The sequence below is a fragment of the Pseudomonas sp. BLCC-B112 genome (genome assembly GCF_028550695.1).
Taxonomy (GTDB): domain Bacteria; phylum Pseudomonadota; class Gammaproteobacteria; order Pseudomonadales; family Pseudomonadaceae; genus Aquipseudomonas; species Aquipseudomonas danubii.
Genome location: NZ_JAQQGK010000014.1, coordinates 79,908 through 105,066 on the forward strand (window position 1 = coordinate 79,908; position 25,159 = coordinate 105,066).

General features: G+C 65.6%; 30 protein-coding genes and 1 pseudogene. 11 read left to right on the forward strand and 20 right to left on the reverse strand.

What is annotated here, in order from left to right; translation table 11 throughout:
* Window positions 1-27: 27 nt before the first annotated feature.
* The 3 genes from PQT43_RS28600 to PQT43_RS28610 form a co-directional block, all read right to left on the reverse strand.
* Window positions 28-828, reverse strand: a complete 801-nt coding sequence (locus PQT43_RS28600) for a MipA/OmpV family protein (protein ID WP_102879724.1) — start codon at window positions 826-828, stop codon at window positions 28-30.
* A gap of 6 nt (window positions 829-834) precedes the next feature.
* Entirely contained in the window at window positions 835-2,811 is a 1,977-nt protein-coding gene (locus tag PQT43_RS28605) for a serine hydrolase domain-containing protein (protein WP_272755315.1), read from the reverse strand.
* 138 nt (window positions 2,812-2,949) lie between these two features.
* Window positions 2,950-3,516, reverse strand: coding sequence for a GNAT family N-acetyltransferase (locus PQT43_RS28610; RefSeq protein ID WP_102864490.1), 567 nt, complete (start codon window positions 3,514-3,516; stop codon window positions 2,950-2,952).
* Window positions 3,517-3,784: 268 nt separating this feature from the next.
* On the opposite strand from PQT43_RS28610, the gene PQT43_RS28615 reads away from it, so the two are divergent.
* A complete protein-coding gene (locus PQT43_RS28615; RefSeq protein WP_115582293.1) occupies window positions 3,785-4,216 on the forward strand; it encodes an HD domain-containing protein in 432 nt (143 codons plus the stop codon).
* Window positions 4,217-4,249: 33 nt separating this feature from the next.
* Here the strand turns inward: PQT43_RS28615 and PQT43_RS28620 are convergent, their stop codons facing one another.
* From PQT43_RS28620 to PQT43_RS28635, 4 genes are all read right to left on the reverse strand, one after another.
* Window positions 4,250-4,579 (reverse strand): hypothetical protein, encoded by a 330-nt coding sequence (locus PQT43_RS28620; protein WP_102879722.1) that lies wholly within the window; start codon window positions 4,577-4,579, stop codon window positions 4,250-4,252.
* The gene (locus PQT43_RS28625) at window positions 4,566-6,092 is read right to left on the reverse strand and encodes an amidase (protein ID WP_253085722.1); all 1,527 of its coding nucleotides are present in this window, start codon (window positions 6,090-6,092) and stop codon (window positions 4,566-4,568) included. Before PQT43_RS28625 ends, PQT43_RS28620 begins: the two co-directional genes overlap by 14 nt.
* Before the next feature lie 105 nt (window positions 6,093-6,197).
* Entirely contained in the window at window positions 6,198-7,319 is a 1,122-nt protein-coding gene (locus tag PQT43_RS28630; RefSeq protein ID WP_102879720.1) for a polyamine ABC transporter substrate-binding protein, read from the reverse strand.
* Between the two features lie 106 nt (window positions 7,320-7,425).
* Window positions 7,426-8,457, reverse strand: a complete 1,032-nt coding sequence (locus PQT43_RS28635; protein ID WP_272755316.1) for an AraC family transcriptional regulator — start codon at window positions 8,455-8,457, stop codon at window positions 7,426-7,428.
* A 111-nt stretch (window positions 8,458-8,568) separates the two neighbouring features.
* Between PQT43_RS28635 and PQT43_RS28640 the strand changes: the two are divergent.
* Window positions 8,569-8,691 (forward strand): annotated as a pseudogene (locus tag PQT43_RS28640) (TRAP transporter large permease subunit); the annotation flags it as partial.
* An 8-nt stretch (window positions 8,692-8,699) separates the two neighbouring features.
* Window positions 8,700-8,876, forward strand: coding sequence for a hypothetical protein (locus PQT43_RS28645; RefSeq protein WP_272755351.1), 177 nt, complete (start codon window positions 8,700-8,702; stop codon window positions 8,874-8,876).
* A gap of 53 nt (window positions 8,877-8,929) precedes the next feature.
* Here PQT43_RS28645 and PQT43_RS28650 read toward each other — a convergent pair whose 3' ends face one another.
* From PQT43_RS28650 to PQT43_RS28670, 5 genes are all read right to left on the reverse strand, one after another.
* The gene (locus PQT43_RS28650) at window positions 8,930-9,547 is read right to left on the reverse strand and encodes a DNA-3-methyladenine glycosylase family protein (RefSeq protein ID WP_110596995.1); all 618 of its coding nucleotides are present in this window, start codon (window positions 9,545-9,547) and stop codon (window positions 8,930-8,932) included.
* A gap of 116 nt (window positions 9,548-9,663) precedes the next feature.
* On the reverse strand, window positions 9,664-10,566 hold the full coding sequence (locus tag PQT43_RS28655) for an alpha/beta hydrolase (RefSeq protein WP_272755317.1): 903 nt from the start codon (window positions 10,564-10,566) through the stop codon (window positions 9,664-9,666).
* Window positions 10,567-10,598: 32 nt separating this feature from the next.
* A complete protein-coding gene (locus tag PQT43_RS28660) occupies window positions 10,599-12,839 on the reverse strand; it encodes a TonB-dependent siderophore receptor (RefSeq protein ID WP_272755318.1) in 2,241 nt (746 codons plus the stop codon).
* Window positions 12,840-12,942: 103 nt separating this feature from the next.
* A complete protein-coding gene (locus PQT43_RS28665) occupies window positions 12,943-14,280 on the reverse strand; it encodes a HAMP domain-containing sensor histidine kinase (RefSeq protein WP_272755319.1) in 1,338 nt (445 codons plus the stop codon).
* A complete protein-coding gene (locus tag PQT43_RS28670; RefSeq protein WP_272755320.1) occupies window positions 14,280-14,972 on the reverse strand; it encodes a response regulator transcription factor in 693 nt (230 codons plus the stop codon). Before PQT43_RS28670 ends, PQT43_RS28665 begins: the two co-directional genes overlap by 1 nt.
* Before the next feature lie 183 nt (window positions 14,973-15,155).
* Between PQT43_RS28670 and PQT43_RS28675 the strand changes: the two genes are divergently transcribed.
* Complete coding sequence (locus PQT43_RS28675; RefSeq protein ID WP_272755321.1) at window positions 15,156-15,851, forward strand: helix-turn-helix transcriptional regulator; 696 nt, start codon at window positions 15,156-15,158, stop codon at window positions 15,849-15,851.
* A 5-nt stretch (window positions 15,852-15,856) separates the two neighbouring features.
* Window positions 15,857-16,642, forward strand: coding sequence for a PhzF family phenazine biosynthesis protein (locus PQT43_RS28680; protein ID WP_272755349.1), 786 nt, complete (start codon window positions 15,857-15,859; stop codon window positions 16,640-16,642).
* 83 nt (window positions 16,643-16,725) lie between these two features.
* On the opposite strand, the gene PQT43_RS28685 is transcribed toward PQT43_RS28680, so the two are convergent.
* Window positions 16,726-17,154, reverse strand: a complete 429-nt coding sequence (locus tag PQT43_RS28685; RefSeq protein ID WP_181430935.1) for an N-acetyltransferase — start codon at window positions 17,152-17,154, stop codon at window positions 16,726-16,728.
* Between the two features lie 89 nt (window positions 17,155-17,243).
* Between PQT43_RS28685 and PQT43_RS28690 the strand changes: the two genes are divergently transcribed.
* From PQT43_RS28690 to PQT43_RS28705, 4 genes are all read left to right on the forward strand, one after another.
* Window positions 17,244-17,537, forward strand: a complete 294-nt coding sequence (locus PQT43_RS28690) for a hypothetical protein (RefSeq protein WP_110653538.1) — start codon at window positions 17,244-17,246, stop codon at window positions 17,535-17,537.
* Between the two features lie 39 nt (window positions 17,538-17,576).
* Window positions 17,577-17,927: a hypothetical protein gene (locus PQT43_RS28695; protein WP_272755322.1), complete on the forward strand. Its 351-nt coding sequence runs from the start codon at window positions 17,577-17,579 to the stop codon at window positions 17,925-17,927.
* A 107-nt stretch (window positions 17,928-18,034) separates the two neighbouring features.
* The gene (locus tag PQT43_RS28700; RefSeq protein WP_110597001.1) at window positions 18,035-18,646 is read left to right on the forward strand and encodes a hypothetical protein; all 612 of its coding nucleotides are present in this window, start codon (window positions 18,035-18,037) and stop codon (window positions 18,644-18,646) included.
* A 16-nt stretch (window positions 18,647-18,662) separates the two neighbouring features.
* A complete protein-coding gene (locus PQT43_RS28705) occupies window positions 18,663-19,250 on the forward strand; it encodes a hypothetical protein (protein ID WP_110597002.1) in 588 nt (195 codons plus the stop codon).
* Window positions 19,251-19,335: 85 nt separating this feature from the next.
* On the opposite strand, the gene PQT43_RS28710 is transcribed toward PQT43_RS28705, so the two are convergent.
* Window positions 19,336-19,890, reverse strand: coding sequence for a UPF0149 family protein (locus PQT43_RS28710; RefSeq protein ID WP_102879707.1), 555 nt, complete (start codon window positions 19,888-19,890; stop codon window positions 19,336-19,338).
* An 85-nt stretch (window positions 19,891-19,975) separates the two neighbouring features.
* Window positions 19,976-20,377: a hypothetical protein gene (locus PQT43_RS28715; RefSeq protein ID WP_123393887.1), complete on the reverse strand. Its 402-nt coding sequence runs from the start codon at window positions 20,375-20,377 to the stop codon at window positions 19,976-19,978.
* A gap of 115 nt (window positions 20,378-20,492) precedes the next feature.
* Here PQT43_RS28715 and PQT43_RS28720 point away from each other — a divergent pair, with 115 nt between their 5' ends.
* Window positions 20,493-20,705, forward strand: coding sequence for a hypothetical protein (locus PQT43_RS28720; protein WP_123393888.1), 213 nt, complete (start codon window positions 20,493-20,495; stop codon window positions 20,703-20,705).
* Here the strand turns inward: PQT43_RS28720 and PQT43_RS28725 are convergent.
* From PQT43_RS28725 to PQT43_RS28745, 5 genes are all read right to left on the reverse strand, one after another.
* A complete protein-coding gene (locus PQT43_RS28725; protein WP_102879704.1) occupies window positions 20,702-21,016 on the reverse strand; it encodes a type II toxin-antitoxin system RelE/ParE family toxin in 315 nt (104 codons plus the stop codon). The two genes, PQT43_RS28720 and PQT43_RS28725, sit on opposite strands and share 4 nt — an antisense overlap.
* Window positions 21,013-21,294, reverse strand: coding sequence for a ribbon-helix-helix domain-containing protein (locus PQT43_RS28730; protein ID WP_102879703.1), 282 nt, complete (start codon window positions 21,292-21,294; stop codon window positions 21,013-21,015). The genes PQT43_RS28725 and PQT43_RS28730 overlap by 4 nt, the downstream gene beginning before the upstream one ends.
* Before the next feature lie 108 nt (window positions 21,295-21,402).
* The gene (locus tag PQT43_RS28735; RefSeq protein WP_272755323.1) at window positions 21,403-22,023 is read right to left on the reverse strand and encodes a LysE family translocator; all 621 of its coding nucleotides are present in this window, start codon (window positions 22,021-22,023) and stop codon (window positions 21,403-21,405) included.
* Between the two features lie 240 nt (window positions 22,024-22,263).
* Entirely contained in the window at window positions 22,264-22,851 is a 588-nt protein-coding gene (locus PQT43_RS28740; RefSeq protein WP_102879701.1) for an AidA/PixA family protein, read from the reverse strand.
* A gap of 251 nt (window positions 22,852-23,102) precedes the next feature.
* Window positions 23,103-23,717 (reverse strand): alpha/beta fold hydrolase, encoded by a 615-nt coding sequence (locus tag PQT43_RS28745; protein WP_253085714.1) that lies wholly within the window; start codon window positions 23,715-23,717, stop codon window positions 23,103-23,105.
* Between the two features lie 233 nt (window positions 23,718-23,950).
* On the opposite strand from PQT43_RS28745, the gene PQT43_RS28750 reads away from it, so the two are divergent.
* On the forward strand, window positions 23,951-25,147 hold the full coding sequence (locus PQT43_RS28750) for a PrpF domain-containing protein (protein WP_272755325.1): 1,197 nt from the start codon (window positions 23,951-23,953) through the stop codon (window positions 25,145-25,147).
* Window positions 25,148-25,159 lie beyond the last annotated feature (12 nt).

Below are 25,159 nucleotides of genomic sequence, written 5' to 3' on the forward strand. Positions count from 1 at the left end.
TGCCGCTTGCCGCTCGAAGCCTACCGCTTAAAAGCTGTACTCAAGCTGGGTGCCCAGCACCGTCTGCATGCGCCGATCGACGATCGGGCTGTCGCCGGCTTCCTTGCCCAGGTACTGCAGGGACAGCAGGGTCGAAAGCTTGGTCTGCTCGTTGAGGGGCAGGGTCCATTCCAGGTCCAGGCCATTGCTCACCAGCCCGCCCTTGGCGCGGTAGGCGCTGAAGCGGCTGTTGGCGGCCTGGGTGCCGCTCACGCCGTACCAGGTCTGCATGTAGTCGGCATTGCCGAACAGGCTGTTGAGGCTGGCATCGAGGCTGCCCAAACGGCCCTCGTACAGGTTGGTGCCAATGCTCAGCTGCAGCTGGCTGTACGCCGAACCGGTGTCCTTATTGTCATTCTTCTTCACGGCGTGGGTCACCGTGGCTCCCAGTTCGAACGGGCCCAGGTCGTAACCCAGGTGTGCGCCGAACTGCGCACGTGACTTGATCTGGCCCATGCCCTTGAGCCGCTTGGAGCCTTGGCCCAGGTGGTTCTTGTCGCGCCGTTCTTCGCTGGGGCCGACCCAGGTGCTGAACGACAGGTCGCCCCATTCATGGCCCCAGCCCAGGCCCTGGTCGGTGTTGAGGAAGAGGCCATAGGGGCTGATGATTTCGCCGCCGAAAATCGGCGCCACGGTGCGCTCGTCACTGCCGCTGTAGCGCGGCACGCTGGCCACACCGCCGCGCACGCCATATTTCCAGTCCTCGGCATGCAGCGCTGCAGACCCTGTGGCCAGGCCGAGGGTGCCCGCCCAAAGGGCGACGGTGGTGCAGCGTTTCAGGCTTTTCATAGTGTTTTAGAACCTCAGGTAGTGGGGGGTGTAGATACGTTTGAAGGAGTAGCCGAGGACGTTGACCCCGTTGACCTGGCGGCGCACGGTGTCGCCCAGCCCGGGGCCATGGCCGGCAATCACCGCATGGGCGTTGTCCACCGGAGCCAGGATGTAATCGGTGAGGGTGCGGCCCTGTTGCAGGCTGCGGATCATCAGGAAGCCGTCTTCCAGGGCGATGCTGACGCCGTTCAAGGGGGCGTTGGCTTCGTCATCGTTGAGGGCGTGATAGGTGCCGACCATGGCCAGCCAGTTGTCGGGCAGGGGCACCGGGTCGATCCGTTCCCCCATGGCCAGTAGCTGGCCGTGGCGCTTGGCGGTAAACACCCGGTTGCCCTGAACGTTCATGACGTCCAGTTGCACCCGTCCCAGGTCGCCCAGGTCCTGCTGCCACAGGCCGAGGATTTTCTTCTGCGCCCGCAGCCAGCCGTGTTCGTCGCGCAGCAACTCGAAGCGCGTGCCGGCCAGTTCGCCAAACAGCCGCTGGTCCTGGTCCTTGATGCGCAGCACGCCCCAGGTCGTGGCATAGAACCCCGCCAGATGCTGGCGGTCGGCGGCTTCCGGCACCCGGCGCCGCGGGCTGGGCTGGTCGGAGCCGTTCTGGTCTGAGCCCTTCTGGTCAGTGCGACCCTGGACGGAGCTACTCGGTACGGGGCTTCTCAGTACGGTGCTATCCACTACGGGGCTATCCAGTACGGAGCCATTCGGGACGGAGCCATCCTGGCCGGAATCGTGCTGAACGCAGCCCTGCTGAACAGGGCCGGCTTGCATCCCTTCGGGGGCGCCATGGGCCTGCTGCAGCATGCGCAGAATCTGCGGCACCAACGGCTGGGCCAGGGCTGCGCCAGAGCCGGAATTGCTCATCACGATCACCGCCAGTTGCTGCTCCGGGAGCACGCTGATCCGGGCGTGGAAATCATCGCCGGAGCCACTGCGCTGCCAAGTGCCAATCCCCGGGTTGACCCACTCGTCGCCACAGGGCGAGAGGAACCAGCCCAGGCCCACCTGACAATCGAAATCCAGCGGGTTGCCGCTGTTCTGCGGACGCACCATCTCCTTGATCGAGGCCGGTGAGAGCAACGCCTGATGCTTGTAGCTGCCCTGGGCGAAGAGCATGCGCACGAAGTGGCTCAGGTCCCGTGGATTGCTCCACAAGCCAGCGGCGGACAGGTCGCGCACCAGGACATCATTGCTGCGGGAGCCGTCGGTATAGCCTTGGGTGCGGTAGGGTTGTGCGCCGCTGCCGCCTATGAAACTCGACTGGCTCATGCCCAGCGGGCGCAGCAGGCTTTTTTGCAGTTGCATCTCGAAATCCAGGCCGCTGCTGCGTTCCACCGCCGCGCCCAGCAGGGCGTAGCCCAGGTTGGAGGGGGCGGTCCGGGTACCCGGGGCATTGTTCAGCCAAACCCCGCTGACCTTTCTCGGCAGCTCGTTGAGGGCCTGGGGCGTACGTGAGTCGCGCAGGTACTCGGCGGGCATCCCGGCCTGATGGCTGAGCAGGCGGCGCACCGTCACGGCCTGGTCGGCGGCGTTCTGGTCCTGGTGAAAGCGCGAGCGGACGTAGAATTCCTTGAGGCTGTCCTGCAGGGGCGCATCCAACTGCAGGCGTCCCTGTTCCACCAGTTGCATGACCGCCGTAGCGGTCAGCAACTGCGACAGGGCGCCGGCGCGAAACGCGGTGTTCTCGGTCACTTGCAGGCCCCGTGCCTGGTCGGCAAACCCGAAGCCTCGGGCCCAGATCAGCTCCTGGCCGTCCACCAGGGCGATGGACAGCCCCGGGACCTGGTGCTCGGCCATCTCCCGGGGGATGTACTGCTTCAAGTAGCTGATGATGCTGGCGTAGTCGCCGGGCGCTATGACCGGCGGCGCAGGTGGTTGGCCATTGCAGCCGAGGCTGCTCAGCAGGATGCCCAGCAGTGGCAGGCCGAGAAGTTTGGGGGACATGCAGCACCCGACCGGAAATTCGATGAGCGGATGCTAGGGAAGGGCGTCTGAGGAGTCTTTGGCAGCTTTGTCTGGAAACTGTCAAAGAGTGTTAAGCGAAGGTGGCCGCGCCTCGGGTCGAGGCGCGGCGCGAGGAGGTTACAGCTCCAGGCTGTGGATCACCTGGGTGGCATCGTCGGGGTCGATGGCGCTGCGCATACCGAGGGTCTTCGCCAGGCGGCGCATGCTGTAGTTGGCGGCGCTGTCCACCGAATACAGCTGCTGGAAGCCATTGGTACGGGCTTCGTCGATCAGATGCTGCATCAGCAGGGCACCGAGGCCCTTGCCTTGCCATTGATCGGCGATGGTCACGGCAAACTCGCAGCGCCAGGGCTGGTCGTCGACCTGGGCATAGCGGCTGATGCCGACTTCCCGCAGCTCGCCGTTGTCGTGGACCAGGGCCACGTAGGCCACCCGTTGCGGGGTGCCGACGTCCATCAGCTGATCCAGCAACTGATCGCCGACTTCCTTGACCTCACCGAGAAAGCGCTGGTGCCGGGTGACGGGGGAGAGGTTTTCGATAAAGGCCTTTTCCCGGCCCCGGTCTTCAGGGCGCAGCGGGCGGATCAGCACGTGGCTGCCGTCGCTCAGGGCGTCGATCCAGTATTGGCCTTGCTGGGCCGGAAATGGCGGTTGGGCGAGGACATCGAGGGCGCTGCTGGACATGATCAAGTCTCCGGGGAAGCAAAGGGCAGGTGATTGCCACAAGCTTTACTCCGCCGGCGACCCGGGCGCTTGATCGGCATCAATGTCCGCTGCTGTCGCGCCTCGGCTGGCGATCACCGGTCATGGCCCGATCCGGTGCCTATCAGGTGGACGGGCAGCTGGTCGACGCGCCGGTGCTGCAACGGGCCCGGCGTCTGCTGGCCCTGGCCTGAATCGGCCGGGTTAGTATGGCCGTAGCATTTTTTGCCGAGATCCGGAGCCACCGCCCATGAGTACCCTGGAACGCGCCATCGCCATTGCTGCCCGGGCCCATGCAGGGCAAGTCGACAAGGGCGGGGCGCCCTATATCCTCCATCCCCTGCGGGTCATGCTGCGGCTGTCCGAGCCCCGGGAACAGCTGGTCGCGGTGCTCCACGACGTCATCGAAGACAGCCCGGTGACCCTGGAGCAACTGCGCGGCGAAGGTTTCAGTGAAGAGGTGCTGCAGGCCCTGGCGGCGCTGACCAAGGTCGAGGGTGAGGACTATCCGGGGTTTATCCGCCGCGCTGCACAGAATCCTTTGGCGCGGCGGGTAAAGCGGGCGGACCTGGCGGAGAACAGTGACCTGTCACGCATCCCCGAACCCAGCGAGGATGACCGGCGGCGCCTGGAGAAGTACCGCCAGGCCATCGAGTACCTCGACAGCCTGGACCGGCCTTGAGCCGCTAGCCCAGGGCCAGCGGCGCCGGTGCGTTCAGTTGCTGTAGTTGGAAAGGGCGACTTCGGTGTTGCGCGCCGGTGGCTTGCTGCCCCGGGTGCGCCAGTGTTCGATCAGGGCGCGACCATGGGCCAGCCCGGCTTGCAGGGCGGCTTCGGTGCTGGCGTAGTCGTTGCCGTAGGGCGGGCAGGCAAAGTGCACGGAAAAGCACGGGTGCTGGCCATGGCCGGTGAGCCGCCCGACGTAGCTGAAGCTGGCGCCGGATTGATGTGCATAGAGGCTCGGCGAACTCGGCTCACGAATGATCATCACGTAGATGTCGTGGTCGAATTGAGTGTCTTGATACCAACTGCTAGAAGACTCCATGGTCCACCTCCTTGTCCGTAAAGCGGCGCGATGTTGCTGCGTCAGCGGGTTGTTCAGTGCAGTTCACGCCCGGGGGGGCGTCCAGCAGGCCGGCGGGATGAGCGAACACCCCGGCAGGCAGCAGTTTTTCCAGGGCCCGGGCGGCCCGCAGGACCCGTTCGTCATGGCCGAAGCGGGCGACGATCTGCAGGCCTATGGGCAGGCCGGCGGCGCTCAGGCCGCAGGGCATGCTCAGCGCCGGTTGGCGGCTGAAATTGAACGGGAAGGTGGTGGGCTGCCACATGGCGCTGATCTGCTCCGGCCAGTCGGGCGGCATCTGGCGCTCCACGGCGAAGGGCTCGACCACCGCAGTGGGGGTCAGCAGCAGGTCGTAGTCGCCGAGAAAGTCATGCAGTTTTTGTGCGACCCGATGCCGCTCCTGCACCGCGCAGGCGTAATCCAGGGCATTGAGCTGGCGTGCGCGGACCTGGGCCTGCTGGAGGAAGTCGCCGACCAGGTGCTGGCGCTCCAGCGGGATTTCCTCGGCCATGGCGCTGGCCACTTCCACCGGCCAGGCCCGCAGGTAATTCGCGGCCGGCTGGCCGATGTCCGGCGAGGCCTGGACCACGGTCGCCCCGGCCTGCTGCAGCAACTGGGCAGCGGCCAGGCAACGGGCGGCAATCTGCGGATCGACATGGGCGGCATGGCCCAGGTCGGCGCTGAAGGCGATGCGCAGGCCGCTGATGCCGTCCTCGATGCCGGACAGGAACTGGCCGGGAGCATGGGGCCAGGCGAAAGGTTCATCAGGCTCATGGGCGCTCATCAGCTCCATCAGCAGGGCGATATCCCGTACATGCCGGGCAATCGGGCCTTCGGCGGCCATGCCCCCCGGGTCGATGCTCGGGCAGGCGGACACCAGGCCATGGCTGGGCTTGAAACCGATCACCCCACAAAAGCTCGACGGGGTGCGGATCGATCCGGCGGCATCATTGCCGGTGGCCGCCGGGGCGTAACCGGCGGCCACGCCTGCGGTGCTGCCGCCACTGCTGCCACCGGCATGCAGGGCCAGGTTCCAGGGGTTGCGGGTGATGCCGGTCAGCGGGCTGTCGGTCAGCGGCGTGCTGCCCAGTTCCGGCAGAGTGGTCTTGCCAATGAAGATCGCCCCGGCCTCGCGCAACCGCGCCACCAGGCTGGTGTCGCGGGTCATGGGCGGTCGGTTGGCCAGCGCCCTGGAGCCGCTGCGGGTGTGCCAGCCCTGGATGTCGCTGTTGTCCTTGACCAGGATCGGGATGCCGTCCAGCCGGCCCAGCGGTTGCCCGGCGGCCCAGCGCGCGGTAGCCGCCTGGGCGGCGGCGAGGGCTGCTTCGTCCTGGCGCTCGCAAAGGGCATTGAGTTGCGACTCATGGCGTTCGATCCGGGCCAGCACGGCGTGCAGCAGATCCACCGGGGTGAACTGCCGGGCGGCAAAGCCGTGCAGCAATGCCTCGATGGACAGCAGGTGCAGGGCCGGTGGGCTGGACGGGGATAACGACATGGGCAGCTCTTCTATCAAGGCCGTGGGGCGCCGGTGGCGGGCCAACGGGCAAGGGCTGCGAACGCGCCGCTGGTGGCGGCCCGCAAACCCTTGAGGGTCAAAAACTCAGCGGCCACTGGTGACCTTGACCCAGGTCCGGGTCCGGGTGCGTTCGGCCTTTGCCGGCAGCGGTGCCAGGGGGTACAGGCGGGTCATGGTCTCGGCGCTGGGGAACAGGTCCGGGTTGTCCAGCAGCGTCTGCTGGATGAACGGTTTGGAGTCGGTCACGCCATTGGGGTAGCCGACGTAGTTGCTGATGGAGGCGATGACTTTCGGTTCCATCAGGTAATTGAGAAAGGCGTGGGCGGTGTCTACGTGCTTGGCGCCGGCGGGAACGGCCACGGTGTCGATCCACACCAGGGTGCCTTCCTTGGGAATGCGCATTTCAATGTGCACGCCGTTCTTGGCTTCGTTGGCGCGGTTGGCCGCCTGCAGGAAGCCGCCGGAGTAACCCACGGCCACGCAGATGTTGCCGTTGGCGATATCGCCCATCCACTTGGCGCTGTGGAAGTAGCGCACATAGGGACGCAGCTTGAGCAGCAGGGCCTCGGCCTTGCGGTAGTCCTCGGGGTTCTGGCTGTTGGGGTCCAGGCCCAGGTAGTGCAGGGCCAGGGGCAGCATCTCGGCGGGCGAGTCGAGGAAGGTCACGCCGCACTGGCTGAGCTTCTTCAGGTTCTCTTCCTTGAACACCAGGTCCCAGCTGTTGACCGGGGCATCGGTGCCCAGCAGTTCCTGGACCTTGTCGCGATTGTAGCCGATCAGGTTGGTGCCCCACATGTAGGGGATCACGTAGCGGTTGCCCGGGTCGCTCTGCTCCAGCAGCTTCATCACTGCCGGGTCGAGGTTCTTCCAGTTCGGCAGTTGGCCACGGTCCAGGGGCTGGAAGGCTCCGGCGCTGATCTGCTTGCTGACGAAACCGCTGGAAGGCACCACCACGTCGTAGCCGCTGTTGCCGGTCAGCAGTTTGGCTTCCAGCACTTCATTGCTTTCGAAGATGTCGTACTTGACCTTGATCCCGCTCTGGGCCTGGAAGTCCTTGATGGTGTTGGGAGCGATGTACTCCGACCAGTTGAAGATGTTCACCGTGCGCTCGGGGGCGGCGTGGGCGCTGAAGCTGGCGCTCAGGGCCAGGGCGCTCAGGGAGCAGCTCAGGGCCAGGCGGGTGAGGGCGGTATGCAGCGATTTCATGCGACAACTCCATGTCTGAAATGAGCGGGACCTTCCGGGTGGATCATTCTTGGCCGGATAGGTCCCTGAGAGAATGTTGGCAACGGTCAATAGGGGATATTTAGCGTCAATCTTCAGCGCAGTCCGAGAGCGGGCCGAGCTGGCCGGCCAACTGCCGGAAGCGCCCGGGAGCGACACCGCTCCAGCGTTGGAAGGCATGGCGGAAACTTGCGGTTTCCTTGAAGCCCAGGGCTTCGGCGATGCGGTAGATGGGCAGGCTGTGCTGGCCCAGCAACTGTTGCGCCCGGGCATAGCGCAGCTCATCGAGCAACTGCTGATAGCTGGTGTCCTGGGCCCGCAGGCGCCGGCGCAGGGTACTGGGGGAACAGTGCACCTGGCGCGCCAGGCTGTCGAAGTCCGGCACTGCGTGCAGCTGTTCATTGAGGATGCGCCGCACCTGATCGATCCAGGTCGGCCGGGCGCTGAGTTCCTCGTTGAGGCGGATGCAGCGTTGCAGCATGTCGTTCTGGGTGACCAGGTCCGCCAGGGGCAGGCGCCGGTCCAGCCATTCCAGGTCGAAGCCGATGGCATTGCGCCCGGCGTTGAACTGCACCGGGCAGTTGAAGGCCTGCTCGTAGCTGTCCAGGTAGGGTTGCGGGCCGTGCATCAGTTGCACCTGGCGCAAGGGCAGGGAGCAGCCCAGCAGGTCCTGGCAGGTGACCCGGTAGGACGACATGCAGAAGTCGGTGTTGAACACCTCAAGCTCGGTCTCGCTGTACTGGTCGGCGGTGAGCCAGGCCAGGCCGTCGCGGACCTCCAGGTCGAGGCGGAAGAAGGTGCCCAGCAGCAAGGGGTAGCGCAGCGCCAGGGACCAGCCTTTGCGCAGGGTGGCGCTGGTCAGCAGGGTCAGGCCGAACATGCCGTAGGCGCTGATATGCAGGTTGCGCCCCAGCACCAGCCCCAGGTCCTGGCGAAATTTCACGGCGTTGCTGAACACCCGCATTTCCTGGCTGATGTTGATCAGGCTGTTGGGCAGGTCCAGGTCGGCCAGCTGGATGCCACTGCCTTCGAGCAGCACCTCGGGCGATACATCGCTGTCGCGAAAGGCGTCCAGCACCGCTTGAGTGGTGTGCAGGGTAGTCAGGCGAAGAGCGGCCATCGGCGATCTCAGATTGATAGCGGGAGGCGTGACTTTAGGGGTTACGCGCGCGCGGTTCAATTGCCCACTTGCCGGCGCTGGCGCGCTGGCGAAGGCGTCGGCCTGGCCCACGCCAACGCCTGCGTCGGCCATATCCGCGGCAGCCTGGCGTTTGCCGCGGTACTGGCCTGCATGCTGTTCGCCGCGTTGTCCGGTTCGTCGCCGGCCACGGTGGGCTCGATTGCCGTGGCGGGTACCGCGACATGGCGCTGCGCGACTGCGCCAAGATGCTGCTGGAGTCGGGCCGACTGTCGATCATGCTGATGATCCTGATGACCTACGTCCCGCTGATCTCTCTGGCCTTGCCCAACTGGTTGCACTGGCTGTCTGTAGCCGCTGCCGCAGGCTGCGAACGACTGCGAAGCAGGCGCCGCTCTTGAGGTCCCTGAAGCCCCTTCGGGGCTTTTCGCAGCCTGCGGCAGCGGCTACAGGGTTACGGTTGGCCGGGCGGTACGCGCCACAGGTACCAGGCGGCGGTGGTGCGCCAGGGGCTCCAGGCCTGGCCGATCTGGCGCAGCTGGCGGGGGCTGGGCGGTTGCTCCAGGCCCTTGAGGCGGCGGTAGCCTTCGCGTACGCCAAAGTCGTCCACCGGCAAGATGTCCTCGCGCTCAAGGCTGTAGATCAACAGCATCTCCACGGTCCAGCGGCCAATGCCAGGCAGTTGGGTCAGGCGCTCTATGAGGTGTTCATCGTCCAGGCCGCGGGCGCTGGCGGCATCGGGGACGCGGCCGTCGAGGGTGGCCTGGGCGATGCCGTGCAGGGTCGCCACCTTGCGTGCGGAGAAGCCGCAGCCGCGCAGGCGCTCCAGGCTGGCATCGGCCAGTTGCCGGGGCGTGGGGAAGGCCTGCCCGGGAAACAAGGCGCGCAGGCGGCCGAGTATCGCGTCGCCGGCGCGGGCATGCAGTTGCTGGTAGGCCACCGCGCGCACCAGCGCCTGATAAGGCTCGCGCTCCGGGCGGGGCTGGTGCAGGCAGGGGCCGACGGCGGCGATCAGCGCGGCCCAGTCGGCATCCAGTGCGGCAAGAAAACGAGTGGCGGGGCAGGTGGGCATTGGCGATCCGGAACACGTGGCGGGGCGAGCGGCAGATTAGCCCGCCGCCCCAAGGCTTGCACCCCGTCTCTTGCGCTGGAACTCGCTGCCCGGGCCTTGCACCCGGGCGCAGGGTTTCAGTCCTTGGCCGCCGGCAGGTAGAGCTGCTCCAGCACGTAGTGCAGGGAAGCCGCCAGGGTTTGGCCATGGCTGAGTTTTTCGAAGCTGTGGTAGTCCAGGGCCAGCCCCGGCACCTGGGCCAGTTGCGCTTGCAACTGGCGGGCGCGCTGGTCGGCCTCGGGCCCCGCTGGCTGACGCGGGTTGCCCGGTTCGGCGCCGCCACGCATCAGCAACAGTTGTGCACGCTGGCCCTGCAGGCGTCCGGCCAGGCCCTGGGCCTGGGTCAGGACCAGGCCGTCGCCCCACCACAGCGAAGGGCTCGCGGCGGCGTAGTGGCGAAATTCCTGGGGCCGGGCGAACAGCGCTTGCAGCGCCAGTAAGCCGCCATAGGAATGGCCCCACAGGGTCTGCTGCGCCGGGTCGATCGGCGCCTGCGCCGCCACGGCCGGGCGCATGCGTTCGCGCAACAACTGCAGGAAGGCCTCGGCGCCGCCGCTGGGCTGCCCGGTCAGCGGGTCTTGCTGTGCTTCAAGGCCCGGTTGCTGCGGGGTGTAGTCATAGGTGCGGGCGTTGCGTTCGATGCGCAGCGGGGTCTGGTAACCCACCGCCACCAGCAGCGGCGCCAGGCCGCGGTCCAGCTGCTTGAGTTGCTCGGGGTCCAGAGCGCCGATGGCGGCATTGCCATCGAGCATCCACAGCACCGGATAACCCTGTGGCGGCGGTGCCTGCAGCGGCTGGCCGATCCACAGCTGGTAGTGGCGCTGGCCGTCGGCGGAATCCAGTTGCAGGCTGCTGAAGCGGTAGGGCAGGTCCTGGCGCTGTAGCAGGCTGCGGTCCATGGGCTGGTCCGGGGCGGGGGCGGCCAGGGCCGTTCCCGCAAGGCCCCAGGCCAGGGCCAGAGGCAGAACAAAACGTCTCATCAGGCGTTCTCGGCGGGGGCTGGGCGATGGCATTAGAACGATGCGCTCAGGCTGGTGTACAGGGTGCGCCCGGGTTCGTTGTAGGTGGCGGCGCCGGCCCCGGCGATATTGTTCACGCCCTGGGCATTGCCTTCACGGAACAGGCGCTTGTCGAACAGGTTGTCGACCCCGGCGGTGATGCTCAGGTGGCGAGTCAGGGCGTAGGTGCCGCTGACCCCGGCAATGGCGTAGGGCGCCAGTTGCTGGGTAGCGCTGCCGGTGACCCGGTCGCCGTGGTAGTCGTACTTCTTCGGCGTCTGCTGGCCATACCAGGCCACGCTTGCCTGCAACGACAGGTCCTGGGTGGCCTGCCAGTCGAGCATCGAGTTGAGGGTGTAGCGCGGGGTCACCGAGAGGTAGTCGCCGGTTTGCTTGTTCTTCGATTGCAGCATGTAGGTGAAGTTGTTGTTCCAGGTCAGCTGGCTGGCCAGGGGGATGGTCAGGGTGCCTTCCAGGCCTTCCACCAGGGCCTTGGGCACGTTCTCCCACTGGTAGATCGCCGCGTTGCGGTAAGCGCCGCTGCCACCGCTGGCTCGGCTCACTGGCGCCAGGCCGGATTCCACCTTGTTCTTGTAGTCGTTGCGGAAGTAGGTCAGGCCGGCGACCCAGCCGTCGGCCTTGTACTCCAGGCCCAGTTCCTTGTTGACGCTGGTTTCTGCTTTGAGCTTGTCGTTGCCCTGCAGGTAGCAGCTGGTGCTCTGGCCATAGCAGCCCTGGCCGCGGCTGTAGAGCAGGTAGTCGGCGTTGAGCTGGTACAGGTTCGGCGCCTTGTAGGCCCGGGCGATGCCGGCCTTGAGGGTCAGGGTGTCGCTCAGGGCATGGGACAGGTTGAGGGACGGGCTCCAGTTGTCGCCCACGATGTTGTGATGGTCGAAGCGCAGGCCTGGGGTGAGCATGGTGCCCGGGCGCAGTTCGATGTTGTCTTCGGCGAACAGCGAGAAGATCTGCGCGCTGGACTGGGTGCTGCGGTTGCTTGAACTCAGGTCGCCCACGGCGCCGCCTTCGCTGGTGCTCTGGGTGTTGGCGCTGGGGTCGTCGAGCTTCTGCTGGGACCATTCGCTGCCCAGGGTCAGGGTCTGCTCGAAACCTGCGTGCAGCGGCAGGTTGACTTCGCCATGGGCGGTCAGGTCGCGCAGCACCGCAGTGTAGAACTCGCTGTTGCTGAAGATGCCCTCGGTGCCGCCGGCCAGGCCTTCGTTGATCCGCGTGTTGCGGGTCTTCTCGTATTGCAGGTAGGCCATGGAGCTGCCGAAGTCCCAATCGCCGCGATGGGTCAGGGCGTAGGTTTCGCGGTAGCTGCGGTTGGTCTCGTGGCCCAGCAGGTTCTGCACATTCTTGTTGCTGTTGGTGTTCTGGGTATCGCCGGTGTAGATATTGCCCTGGCGGCTGAAACCGGCCTCGAAATCCAGGGTCTGGTCCGGAGTCATGCGCCAGCTCAACAGGCCGTTGAGGTCCTTGTTGCGTACGCCTTCGCGGCCAGCGGGAAGGGTGCCGACCTGGTTGCCGGTGCGCAGGGATTCATGGCCGGCGTTGATGTCGGCGTCGTCGGAGTCGGTCTTGGCCACGTTGCCGTAGACCCGGTAGCTCAAGGTGTCGGTCAGCGGGCCGTTGAGGCCGAAGCTTGCGCGCTGGGTGGCGCCTTCGTCCTTGTGGGTCGGGAACGAGCTGTAGAGCGTGGCGTTGCCGTGGGTCTGGCTGCCGGCCTGCTTGGTGATGATGTTGATCACCCCGCCAGCGGCACCGTTGCCGTAGCGGGCCGCCGCCGGGCCGCGGATCACTTCGATGCGTTCGACCTGATCGACCGGCACCCAGTTAGTGTCGCCGCGGCTGTCGCGCTCGCCGCGCCAGCCGTAGCGCACCGAGTTGCGGCTGCCCACCGGCTTGCCGTCCACCAGGATCAGGGTGTTTTCCGGGCCCATGCCGCGGATGTCGATCTGCCGGTTATTGCCGCGCTGGCCGCTGGTGGAGTTACCGGTGAGGTTGACCCCGGGCATGGTGCGGATGATCTGCGACAGGTCGTTGGCCGGCGGGCGCTTCTGGATGTCCTCGGCGGTGATCACCGAGACCCCCGGTGCCTGCTTGGTTTCTTCCTTGGCGGTGGCGATGACGCTCTGGGGTTCCAGCTCCAGGACCGGCGGGGTCGAGCCTGCATTGGCGGCCTGCACCGCGTGGCTGAGCAGGCAGCAGCCGGACAGCAGGAAGGGGGCGAAAGGACGCAGCGAGCGCATGGACATCGGTGATCTCCGGACAGAGGCAGAAACAGAAGATCACGAATGATAATGACTGCTATTTGCGAGTAAAGCGCATTAACTTTCTAAACACTTCCAGGTCGTGGGTCTAGGCGGCAGGCAGCAGCAGGTGCATGCACAACCCGGGGTGACTGTTGCTGGCCCAGATCCGCCCCTGGTGCAGTTCCACTGCGCGCCGGGCGATGGCCAGGCCCAGGCCGAAACCGTCGCCCTGTGCCGAGTCCAGGCGCTGGTAGGGCTGGAAGATCCGTTGCAGGTCATGCTCGGCCACGCCCGGTCCCTGGTCTTCCAGGCACAGGTGCCAATAGGCACCTTCGCGCCAGCCGCGCAGGCTCACCCGGCCGTCGGCGGGTGAGTGGCGGATGGCATTGCGCAGCAGGTTTTCCAGGGCCTGGGCGATGCTGTCCAGGTGCACCTGGACCCGGCACTCGGCGTCCAGCAGGCAGGGCAGGCGCTCGGCGTCCCAGGCGCTTTCAAAGCAGGCGTCCTCGCGCAGCGCCTCCCAGATCGACAGCACCTGCACCGCTTCGGTGGGCAGCTGCGGACGTTCGGTGTCGAGCCAGGCCAGGTCCAGGGTGTCTTCCAGCAGGCGCTGCATATCGGCGATCTCGCGGTCCAGGCGCTGGCGCAACTGCTCCGGCGGCAAAGGGCTGTCGTGGGCGATGCGCAACCGCGCCAGGGGCGTACGCAGCTCATGGGACAAGGTGCGCAACAACAGGCGCTGCTGGGCCAGGCTCTGGCGCAGGCGCTCGGCCATGTGCTCGAAGGCCAGGGCCAGTTCCCCCAGTTCGTCGTGGCGGTTCACCAGGGGCGTGCCCAGCCCCTGGCTTTCCAGGTCGTCGGCGCGCAAGGCATCGGCGCGGTCGCGCAGGCGGTTCAGTGGCAGCACCAGATGGCGATAGAGCAACAGGCCGAGCAGGGCGGCGAGCAGGGTCGGCACCACGCCATGGCTGAAGAGGTGGGTCCAGGGCGTCAGGCCGCTGGGCAGCAGGCGCTCGGGCAGTTGCAGCACCAGCCGGCCTTGTTCCGGGTGCTCGGGGAACTCGATGCTGACGTAGGGCAACTCGTCCTGCAGGCGCCGGCTCATGGGCCAGTCGAGCTTGCGCATGAAGGTCAGGTGGCTGGCGTCCTCGGCGCTCAGCGGCGTGCTGCCCAGGCGTTGCAGGCGTTCGCCGAGCACCGCGACCCAGGTGTCTTCCTCGGCCGCCAGGCGTTTTTCAAAGGCATCCACCGCCGCCGCGCCGCCCTGCTGCCAGGCGGCCTCGGCCTGCTGCGCATAGCGGGCCAGGTATTGGCGATCGGCGGGGTCGAGAAAATAGGTGCTGCGCTCGGCCGACAGGCCCCAGGTCCAGATGATCCAGGTCAGCAGCAGGCAGAAGCCGATCTGCAGCCCGGCCAGTTTCCACAGCAGGGGATGACGGCGCATCAGTGACGTTGCGCCTCCACCAGGATGTAGCCGGCGCCGCGCACCGCCTGGATCTGCAGGTGCTGCACCCCAAGGTCGGCGAGTTTGCGCCGCAGGTTGCACACGTGCACATCCAGGCCGCGATCCAGGCGCGTATAGATGCGGTGCAGCACGTGCTGATAGAGAAAGGGCTTGCTCAGGGTTTCTCCGGGGTGCTCGCGCAGGGTCACCAGCAGCCGGTACTCCGAACCGGTCAGGCCCGCGGCGCGGCCCTGGTGCAGCACATCCTGGGCCTGGTCGTCGAAGCTCAGGTCCGGGTCATGGCGTGTGGCCTGCTGCTGTTGCACCCGGGCCATGCGCCGCAGCAGGGCGTCGGCGCGGGCGTCCAGTTCGGCCAGGCTGAAGGGCTTGGGCAGGTAGTCGTCGGCGCCCCGGGTGAAGCCGGTGATGCGGTCCTGCTCGGCCCCCAGGGCCGACATCAGCATCACCGGCGTGTCTTGCTCCTGACGCAGGGTTTCCAGCAGGGCCAGGCCGTCCAGGCCCGGCAGCATGATGTCCAGCAGCACCAGATCGAAGCGGCCGGCGCGCACCGCTGCCAGGCCCTGGCGGCCGTCGGTGCAGGTGGTCACGGCAAAGCCGCGTTGGCGCAAATGCCGATCCAGATCGTCGCGCAGTCGGGCGTCGTCTTCCACGAGGAGCAGGTTGGGGGGCATGGGGGAGAGCACTTGAATGGAGGTCTCTAATGAGAATGTTTTACATTTGCGGATATTGCAGCAATGCCCCTGGCTGTGCAATTGCCACGATGGGTTGACAGGATTGAGTCGTTGATCGACTAAAAGTTGAATATTCAACAAGCTGTTGATATTTTTCCCGGCCACTTTCCTTGGTAACCGCCCATGAACCCGCCTTGCGATGCCCTTCTTGCCGAGCGCCAACTGGTCCTGCAGGTGCTGCGCAGCACCTTGCAGATGCTTGCCAGCGTGGTTGGCCAGCATGTGGAAATCGTCCTGCATGACCTGGACCGCCCGGAATCCTCGATCGTCGCCATCGCCAACGGCCATGTCACCGGGCGCCGGGTGGGCGACCCGGTGCTGGGCGGGCCGCGCCAGGACCTGGGTTTTGCCGCGGTGCTGAGTGCCCTGCAAGACCGCTCGGCGAGCACCCCGCTGGTGCTGGAAAACTACCCGACCCTGGCCCCCGACGGCCGTGAGCTGCGCAGCTCCACGGTGATCTTTCGCGACCGCAGCGGGCAGCCTTTCGCCAGCCTGTGCAGCAACAGCGACCTGAGCGGCATCGCCGCCGCCCACGCCTGCCTGGGCCAGTTGCTGGGCCTGGGCAGCGCGCCTGCGCCGCGCCACGATGAAACCCGCGACATGGAGCAGTTGCTGGCCCAGATCATCCAGGGCGCCTGCCCGGCAAACGCGACGCGCCTGAGCAAGCAGAACAAGCTCGACGCCGTGCGCCAGATGCAGGAGCGCGGGGTGTTCATCGTCAAGGGCGGGATCGAAAAGGCCGCGGCGGCACTGGGGGTGACCCGCTACACCATCTACAACTACCTGGAACAGATCCGCGCCGAAGGCGCCGAGGAATGACCGCGATGCAACTCGATATCTTTCAAGTGGATGCCTTTACCTCCCACGTCTTCGGTGGCAACCCGGCGGCGGTGTGCCCCCTGGAGGCCTGGTTGCCGGATGAACTCCTGCAACGCATCGCCCTGGAGAACAACCTGTCGGAAACCGCCTATTTCGTGCCCCGGGGCGAAGTCTTCGAGCTGCGCTGGTTCACCCCCACGGTGGAAGTCGACCTGTGCGGGCACGCCACCCTGGCGGCGGCCTGGGTGCTGTTCGAGCAGTTGGGCGAGCGCCGCGACGTGCTGCGTTTTGCCACCCGCAGCGGCGAGTTGCGGGTGAGCCGCGAGGGCGGCCTGCTGTCCATGGATTTTCCCGCCAAGCAGCCCGAGGCCGTGGCGATTGCTCCGGCCCTGCTGCAAGCCCTGGGGTTGCCGGCGGCCGAGGCCCTGTATCGCACCGACGATTATCTACTGGTGGTGGACGACGAATCTCTGGTGGAGGCGCTCAAGCCGGATTTCGCCGCACTGGCGGCCTTTGATGTGCGCGGCATTGCCGTGACGGCGCCGTCCCGGGAGTTCGATTTCGTCTCGCGCTGGTTCGGCCCGCGGGTCGGAGTCAATGAAGACCCGGTCACCGGTTCCGCCCATACCTCCCTGGCGCCTTACTGGGCCGCGCGCCTGGGCAAGCGTCAGTTGCGGGCGCAACAGGGCGGGGCGCGCAAGGGCCAGCTGGAGTGTCAGGTGCTGGATAACGGGCGGGTGATCATCAGCGGCTACGGCGCCTTGTACCTCAAGGGCAGCCTCTTCCTCTGAAGCAGCGGTGGCTTTAACGAGCCGGCCTGATACCCGCCGGCGGATTTGTCCGGGCACCGCCTGTGGGAGTAGAGTCGCGCCCTTCAGCCCGGCCAGGCCATGATCAGCTCGGCTTCTCCGGTATTGGGGTCAATGCCGTTGCCGATCACCTGGAATCCCTGCTGGCGGTAAAAGCCGATGCTCGGCAGGTTGGCGGCATACACCGCCAGTTCAAGGCGTGAGCGCCGCTCGCGGGCATCGGCCAGCAGCTGTTTGCCCACGCCCTGGCCCTGGTGCTGCACACTGACGAAAATCGCTGCCAGCTGATCCTCATGCAGGCAGTAGAAACCCAGGAGTTGGCCGTCGCGTTCGGCCACTCGGGTCTGGGCATGGGGAATGTAGAGGTTGCGCATGTCCTCGACTTTGGCGCGCCAGAAATCGGGGTCGACAAAGTGGTGGGCCTGGATCGAGGCGTCCAGCCAGAGCGCCAGCAACGCTTGCAGATCGCTGCTTTGAAAGTCCCTGATCAGCATGTTTGGGGGCCTGCCTGTTTGAAATGTGCGCCGCACGCTACCCAGGTGGCGGCGGTCTGTCCAATGGTTGAGAGTCAAGGAAGTATTCGATGCTGGAAAGCAACCGCACCATCACCCTCTCGGGGGAGCAGGCCCTGCAAGCCCTGGCGGAACTGGAGTTCGTGTTGATCTCGCTGCACAAGATGGGCGCCTACTACAGGGATAAACCCGTGGCCGACTACCAGCGCGCCACCACCGATTTCATCGATAACCAGCAGGTCACCCAGCGCCTGGCGCAGGTGCGCAGGATTCTCAGCGAGCCCTTCGACCGCACCCTGGGGGAGGACGACATGGACGACATCGAGCGTCATGTGCAGGGGCTCGAACTGTGGCGCCCCGAGTAACCGCGCTGTCATTACCTGTCGTTTTTCAAGGAACCTGCCATGTCCCGCATCAGCCTCGCCACGGCGACCCCCACCAGCAGCCTGGCGCTGGTCAAGTTTCTCCATCAACGCCTGGGCCTGTCCCTGAGCGTTGCCCAGGGCTATCTGCGCCGTGGCGCCGAGGGTTTCTTCTACAGCGCCAAGCTGTTTCACAACGACCATGTAGAGCGCGAGCAGGAACTGCGCGACATCCTCGCCTTCTTCAACAACGCCCAGGTGCCGCTGCTGATTGTCGAAAGCGACCCTGATGAGGAGTGGAACGGGGTTGCGCCCGAACCGTTGCAGGACTGCGCGATGCCCCAGGAGCACTTGTTCAATCTGCTCCAGGCCTATGAAGAGGATTATCAATAAGGCCCGGGAGCGGGCCTGTAGCCCCCAACTGAATGCGAGGTTTTCCTAAAGTTCTGGGCCCTGGGGTCGAGACGTTGGTGCTGTCCGTTGATCAATAAGGATATTTCGTGTTCAAAACCCTCCTCAGGGCCGCCGCCCTTATCGCCACCCTGGCGCTGACCGGCTGTGTCTCCTATAGCGTCACCGGCCCGCTGGGCGCGCCGCTGCATCCCGCGCCCATCAGCAGCCCGCGCACTGCGCAAATTGCCGATGTGCAGGTCACCGCTCCCGGTATCGACGAAGCCACACGCACCGCCATCAGCCGTTCTCTCACAGCCCAGCTGACCCCCTACGTCAAGAGTGCCGGCTACTTCCGTCAGCTCAGCGAATTCCCCACCCGCCTGGGCGAGGAGGACGTAGTGCTGAAATTCAACATGACCTCCCTCAAGGGCCACCGCGCGCCCCACCCGGGCTACCTGCCCGGAGCCTTGCTGACCCTGACCGTATGGATCTGGGTCAACGGCCCGATCTACGTCGACAGCTTCGACCTGGCCGGCGAGCTGTCGATCGTCGACCGCAACGGCCAGGAACTGGCCAGTGCCAAGGAGCAGCTCAAGTTCGAGCGCAACGTCGGCCTGTACGGCCGTGAGTACTGGGCCCCGACCCAGGGCGCCAAGCAACTGAATGAACTGGTTGCCAAATTGCTCGACAACGCCAGCGCCCGGTTGGCACAACGCTAAGATCAAGGAGAGACACATGTTGGTTTCCATCAAGCACGTCCTGGTGCTCGGCGCAGTGCTGCTGAGCGGCTGCGTGTCCTACTCGCAACACGAACTGACAGCCGTCGGCACCTGGCCTCCGGCGGCACAGACCACCGAGCAAAAGCCCAGCGCCTTTGTCCGCACCACCGCCATGTACCAGGTCAACGGCGGCCCGGCCAATGCCGCCGCCGGCGCTCCGGCGGCCGCCTGGGAAACCGTGGTGGCCGACGCCTACCGCCAGTCCGGGCGCTTTGCCCGGGTCAGCACCGACAAGGTCGAATCGGACCTGTATGCCGAAGCCACCCTGTACAACAACGAACAGTTCAGCATGGCCTCGGCCATCATCACCGGCGCCACCTTCTTCGTGATTCCGTCCACGGCCAAGAACACCTTCACCCTGGAGACGGTGTTCAAGGACAAGGACGGCAAGGAGCTGGGGCGGATTCGCAAGAGCGAGTCGGTGCGCACCTGGATGCAGTTGTTGCTGATCGTCGCCATTCCTTTCCAGGCGGATACCCGCGACGTGGTCCAGCAACTGGCCCGCAGCACCCTGGATGAAGCGGTGCAGCGCAAATTGCTGTAAGCCTCGCGTCGCTGGCAGGCCGCAAACAAAAACGCCGCGGGCTCTGATCGGAGCCCGCGGCGTTTTTTTTCGGATGCGGTTTACTTCAGCGCTGCGCCGCCCAGTAGGCATGCAACTGCCGCGCGGCAGGTTCGATGGCCGCGATCTGCTGGCGATGCTGCTCCAGGTTGAGGTCGGCGGGCAGTTCGAAGTTGTCCTGTTCGGCGCAGTCGATGATCAACTGCAGCGCCTGGACCTGCGGCGCCGGCATCTCCGGCCAGTTGCCCACGGCCACCCCGCGCAGGTAGCCGAAACACCATTCTTCGGCCAGCAGCAGGTCCTGGCCCTGGTGTTCGGTCTGTTCGAAGCGCGCCTTGAACGCTTGCGGGGCCTGGGTCAATTGCGCGGCCAGGGTGTTGATGTGACGCACGCACAGGTCGATGAACTGCCGGCATTGCTCCGGGGTTTCCCAGGCCGGGTTTTCGCCGCCCCAGATGCCCGGGAACCATTCGGCGATATCGACTTGAGCCGGGCCCGACACCAGCGCGGTGAAGTAGCCGTCCAGCTCGCAAGGATTGAGCACCGAGTGGTCGTCGCCGTACTGGAGCAGGGTGTCTTCGATCAGCTCGAAGTCGGCGGCGTTCAGTGGGGTGTTTTGCATGAGGGGAGTCCTGGAAAAAGCAGCGGCAAGTTTCCAGCTTTGAGCCACAAGCCGCAAGCCTGCTGCTTGTAGCTGAAACTTGCCGTCAGGTATCGCGCAGCAAGTCCTGGGCATCGAGCAGGCGGTAGGCGATTTCCGGGCGGTTCTCCATGGCCCGGCGGATGGCGGCGGGAATCGACTGCCGGGTCTTGCGGCACAGGCCGGGGTGCTCGGCCAGGGCGATCGTGATACCGCGCATGCTGCGCACTTCGTTGTCGCTGGGGGTGATCTCCACACGGACCCCCAGTTGCTGGTAGATCCTTCGCTGCATGTGCTCCAGGTCCGCCAGGTCCTTGAGATTCTCCAGGCGTTCGAGCAGGCGCTTTTCCTCCTGGCGCGTCAGATTGAGGATGCGCAGGTCGGCTCCGGGGGTGTCCAGCAACTGCTCGCGCTCGCAGATGCAGGCGCCGGGCGGACAGGGTTGGCGAAGGGCGAGGCTGGTGTTCATGGGAAAACATCATAGCGAGCCGGACGCGGCACGCAGAGAAAAATGTGCGCGAGGGCGCATCCGTTTCCTAGGCTCATTCGCAGGATTGTTGTCTCGGCGTTAAAGGGGCGAACTGATGAGCATGGAGATCCTCGACATGGAGTCTTTGCGGCACCTGCCGCTGGCCGCCCTCAGCGACGAATTGCAGTTATTGCCGCGTCTGCTGGCGGGCGAGCAGCGGGCCTTTCGGCAGCATCAGGCCGCCGTGGCCGGGGTTGAGTCACCGGATGCTGGATTGTCCTGGTCGGCCTGCCCCGCAAAGCCCTTGCGGTTGGCGTCATCTCTTTAGTTCTCCCAATCAACCAGAAGAGTGGTTTCGAAATCCTGGCCACCGTAAAAAAGGCCCAAGATGACAACCTTCCGGGTCTCGACGGCAAAGGCGATCACGACCCGCTTGCGATAGTGTGTGATACGCAGGCCGGGGCGTATGTCATCCCGCTGGTTTCCCCGTTGAGGAAAGGTCTGCAGCGTTTGGCAATGGCTCACGATGGCGTCGGTATAGCGCTGGGCAATGTTTGGCGAGGCTGCCGTGGCTATATAGCGATAGAGCGCGGTTAGCTGCTCCAGAGCTTCTGGAGCAAATTCGACGGTGTGCGTCATTCCAGTTTGTTGCGGGCGTTCTGGTGCTCTGCTGACAACCGAGCACGGACCTGATCGACACTGAGTGTGCGTGAAGCGTCCGCTTTCAAGGCATCGTAGGCGGTTGCCACTTGGCCGGTGAGCCAGCTTTCCATGGCTCGATCACGAGCCATCAATGCCCGCAGGCCATCGCGTATGACTTCACTTTCGCTGGCATATTCACCAGTAGCGACTTTGGCTTTCACCGCGTCGGCCATCTGGTTTGGCAGGGTGATGCTGAATTGCTGAGTGCTACGCATGGGGAGTTTCTCCAGCTGAGTAGGATTTAATCCTACCCTCGCGCCGAGCAAAATGCATAGAACCCCTCATGCATGGGCTGTACCCGTCCGACTGAAGGTTGTACTCCTCTAGCCGCGCCGCGCCATCAACAGCACCGACGCCGCCCCCGACAACAGCACCGCGCAGCCGCGATTGAACAGGCGCTTGCCCCGGGGTTCGGCGAACCAGCGGCGCAGGTGCTGGCCCATGTAGGCGTAGGCGCAGATGGCGATCCACTCCAGCCCCAGGAACAGTGCGCCCAGGGTCAGGAACTGCGGGCCCATCGGCTGCGCCGGATCGACGAATTGCGGCAGGAAGGCGGTGAAGATCAGGATCGCCTTGGGGTTGCCCGCCGCCACCAGGAATTCCTGGCGGGCCAGGGCCCACAGGCCGACGCGGGCCGGGTCATCGGCCACTTCATTGCCGGGGTTGGCACGCCACAGTTGCCAGGCCAGGTACAGCAGATACCCCGCACCGAGGATCTTGATGGCATGGAACAACAGTTCCGACGTCTGCAGGACCACCGCCAGGCCGGCGGCGGCCAGGGCGATCATGGCGGCGAAGGCCAGCAACCGGCCGCTGCCCGCCAGGCAGGATTGCCGATAGCCATAACGGGTGGCGTTGCTCACGGACAACAGGTTGTTCGGGCCGGGCGCCATGTTCAGGGCGAAACAGGCGGGGATGAACAGGCTCAGGGTGGCGAGATCCATACAGTCTCCGGGACAAGGCAAGGGAACGGGCCCACGCCATCGGCGACCTCGGGGCTGGCCGGGACGTTGTTGCGGCGGGGGTCGATAAAATACGGGCCGCGTCGGGCGGGAGGCAAGTGCCTGGTTCGCGGTGCATCAAGGCTTGGCCAAGGTTGAACGGGGAGGAGAGGCAGTGACAGTGATCGGGCAGGGCGATGGCAAGCCCCTCTCCCGGTGCCGACAGGGAGAGGGGCAAGGCACTCAGTTGATATTGATGTAGGGGTCCCAGTCGCAGTAACCCACCACCTGGTTGTCACTGTCGACAATCATGAAGGCCCAGGTATAGGTGATGCTGCCTTGGCGCACGGCGCGGCCTTCCCAATAGAAATTCTTGACGCTCTGGGCGATGGGCTGCGCGGATGGATTGCTTTGATTGATGATCGGCATGGGCGTGTGGTTCAAGACCACCGGCGTGATGTCTTGCACGTAATTGGGGTTCTGTTGCGTCACTACCGGCGACGTCTGGGTGTACTGATACAGCAGCACCGTGTGGTACAGCCCCTCTGACAGGCTGGTGCTGCGCCAGTGGATCAGGTCGCCCTCCTTGAGGTTGACCGACAGTTCATCCGTACCTTCGCCGACTGGGGCGTTGTTGCGTCTGGCGACCATGTAGATCGCCTGACTGGAGAGCCTTACCCCGCCGGTGGTGAAGTTGTAGAGGTGGCTGGGCTGCGTCGGGTCGCTTTTTTGCAGGTTGAATGTTTGGCCGCTGTCGAATTGTTTGCCCTGGCTATTGAGAATGGTGTCCACATCAATGGTGACCATGATGTCGATGATGTTGTCGTTCATGTCCAGCTCCCTGCTGTCGCGTTAGATGCCTGGAGTGCCCAGGCAAACAGGCAATCGAGTTTCCGGGCGCGGCCACTGAGCATCGGTACCCGGGCCCCGGTTTGCCGGGCTTCGAGCTTGATGCACTTCCGTGAAGTCGCGAGTGGAATCTAGATCCTCAAGACGCTTAGTCAAATGGCCTGCTGTAAAAAGAGCGAGCACAAGACGAGCGGTGCAAGGCCAGGGGCAGGCGCCCACTTGGGCGCCTTCGATCAGGCTGCGCCCAGGTGCTGGTCGAGCCATTGCGCCGCCTGAGTGGCATGGCTCAGGCCCAGGTCGTGGTCGGCCCCGGGCACGATGCGCAAGAGGGCTTGTGGCAACAGTCGGGCCAGACGCTGACCCACCGCCACCGGGCTGATGGGATCGCAGTCGCCCCACAGCAGCAGTACCGGCATGGGCAATTCCCCCAGGCGCGGGCCGAGGTCGCTGTGGTCATCGACAAACCAGCGGGGCAGTTGCGGATAGGCCGCGGTGTAATCCTTGCGCCAGTTACTGGCGCCCAGGTCGGACATGTCGACGCCGCCGGAGGTGACGCTCAACACCAGATGGGTGATCAACTGCGGCCGCGCCAGGGCCGCACGCACCGCGATGATGCCGCCCATGGACTGGGCCACCAGCGCGGTGGGCTGGTCGATGTGTTGCAGCACCAGGTCCACCAGATCGTCCATGCCCTGGACGTCCGCCCGGGCCGGGGTGTCGCCAAAACCCGGCCAGCCCAGGTGCACCTGGCGCGCCGGATGGCGCAGCTGCGCGGCCAGCGGTTGCCAGAATTGACGATTGCCCGAGGCGCCGGGCAGGAACAACAGTTGTTGGGGGGCTTGGGGCATGGCATCGCTCCGGGTCCATGGGCGGTGGATTGAACCCTCGCGCTGACGGCAGGGTCGCGCGCGGCGCTAGAAAGTACGGTGCTCGGGCTGCGCGAGCAAGCGCTGTATCAGGCGACCGCGGCTCGCCATGCCGCCGCCCCGGGATCGGCCGCCAGGGTTTATCATGCTGCGCTGCCGCCCGTTGCCCGCGCGACCAGGGGCTGCTCTTTTCGCCCACCGTGGAGGCGCCCGCCATGCCCGATCTGCAAAAGCCTGCTGCTATCCCTGAGTTCCCCGTGTGCCACGCCCGTGGCGGCACCTCCACCGGGCTGATCCTGGGCCGCGAAGCGCTGCCCCGGGACGAAGCCCTGGTGGAAGAACTGCTGCGCCACCTGATGGGCGTGCCGCTGCAGGGCGAGTGGCCGGGCAACACCCAGATCACCGGCCTGGGGCGCGGCGGGCCCACCAGCAACAAGGTGTTCATCGTCGAGCGCCGCCCCGGCGAGACACGGATGATCAGCACCCTGGCGCAACTGGCGGCGGGCAAGAGCGCCATCGACTGGAGCGTCAACTGCGGCAACATGTCCGCGGCCCTGCCGTTGTACGCCCTGCAACGCGGCTGGCTGCAGCCCGGGGAGGGCGGTGGGCAGATCGAGATCTACAACAGCAACACCCAGACCACGATGTATGCACGCCTGGGTTTTAGCGACGGACGCCTGCTCAGCGACACGCGGATTCCCGGGGTCAACGGGGTGTTTCCCGGTGTCGACCTGTTTCTCGACAAGCCGGTGGGGGCCAAGACCGGCGCGCTGTTTCCCACCGGGCAACGGGTCGACCTGCTGGACGGCATCGCCGCCACCTGCATCGATGTGGCGGTGCCCATGGTCATCCTGCGCGCAGCGGACCTGGGCCAGACCGGCGAGGAAACCCCGGCCGAACTCGACGCCGACCCGCAGTTCAAGGCGCGTCTGCTGGAACTGATGGTGCTGGGCGGGTTGCGCATGGGCCTGCGCCAGCGCGACGGCCGTTTGATGAGCGCCGACGACCTGCGGCGCAGCGAAACCATCCCGAAGATCTGCATCGTCAGCCCGGCGCGAGAAGGCGGGGATATCGCCACCCGCTACTTCACCCCGCAGAACGCCCACCCGTCCCTTGCGGTGTCCGGTGGCTGCTGCCTGGCGGCGGCCTGCCTGGCCGAGGGCACCGTGGCCCATGCCTTGTTGGCGCGGGCGCCGGTGCTAGGCGAGGACCCGGGCGAGTACCCGCTGGCGATTGAAAATCCCGCCGGGGTGCTGGAGACCCTGATCAATGCCCGACAGGTGGCCGGGGAGCTACTGATCGACGGCGCCGCCTACCGGCGCAGCGCGCAGATCCTGTTGCAGGGCAGCACACCGCTGTACAACGCCTCGCCCGAACTGACCGCCGCCCTTGGCGCCGCACACCGCGCATGACCCCACCCCGCA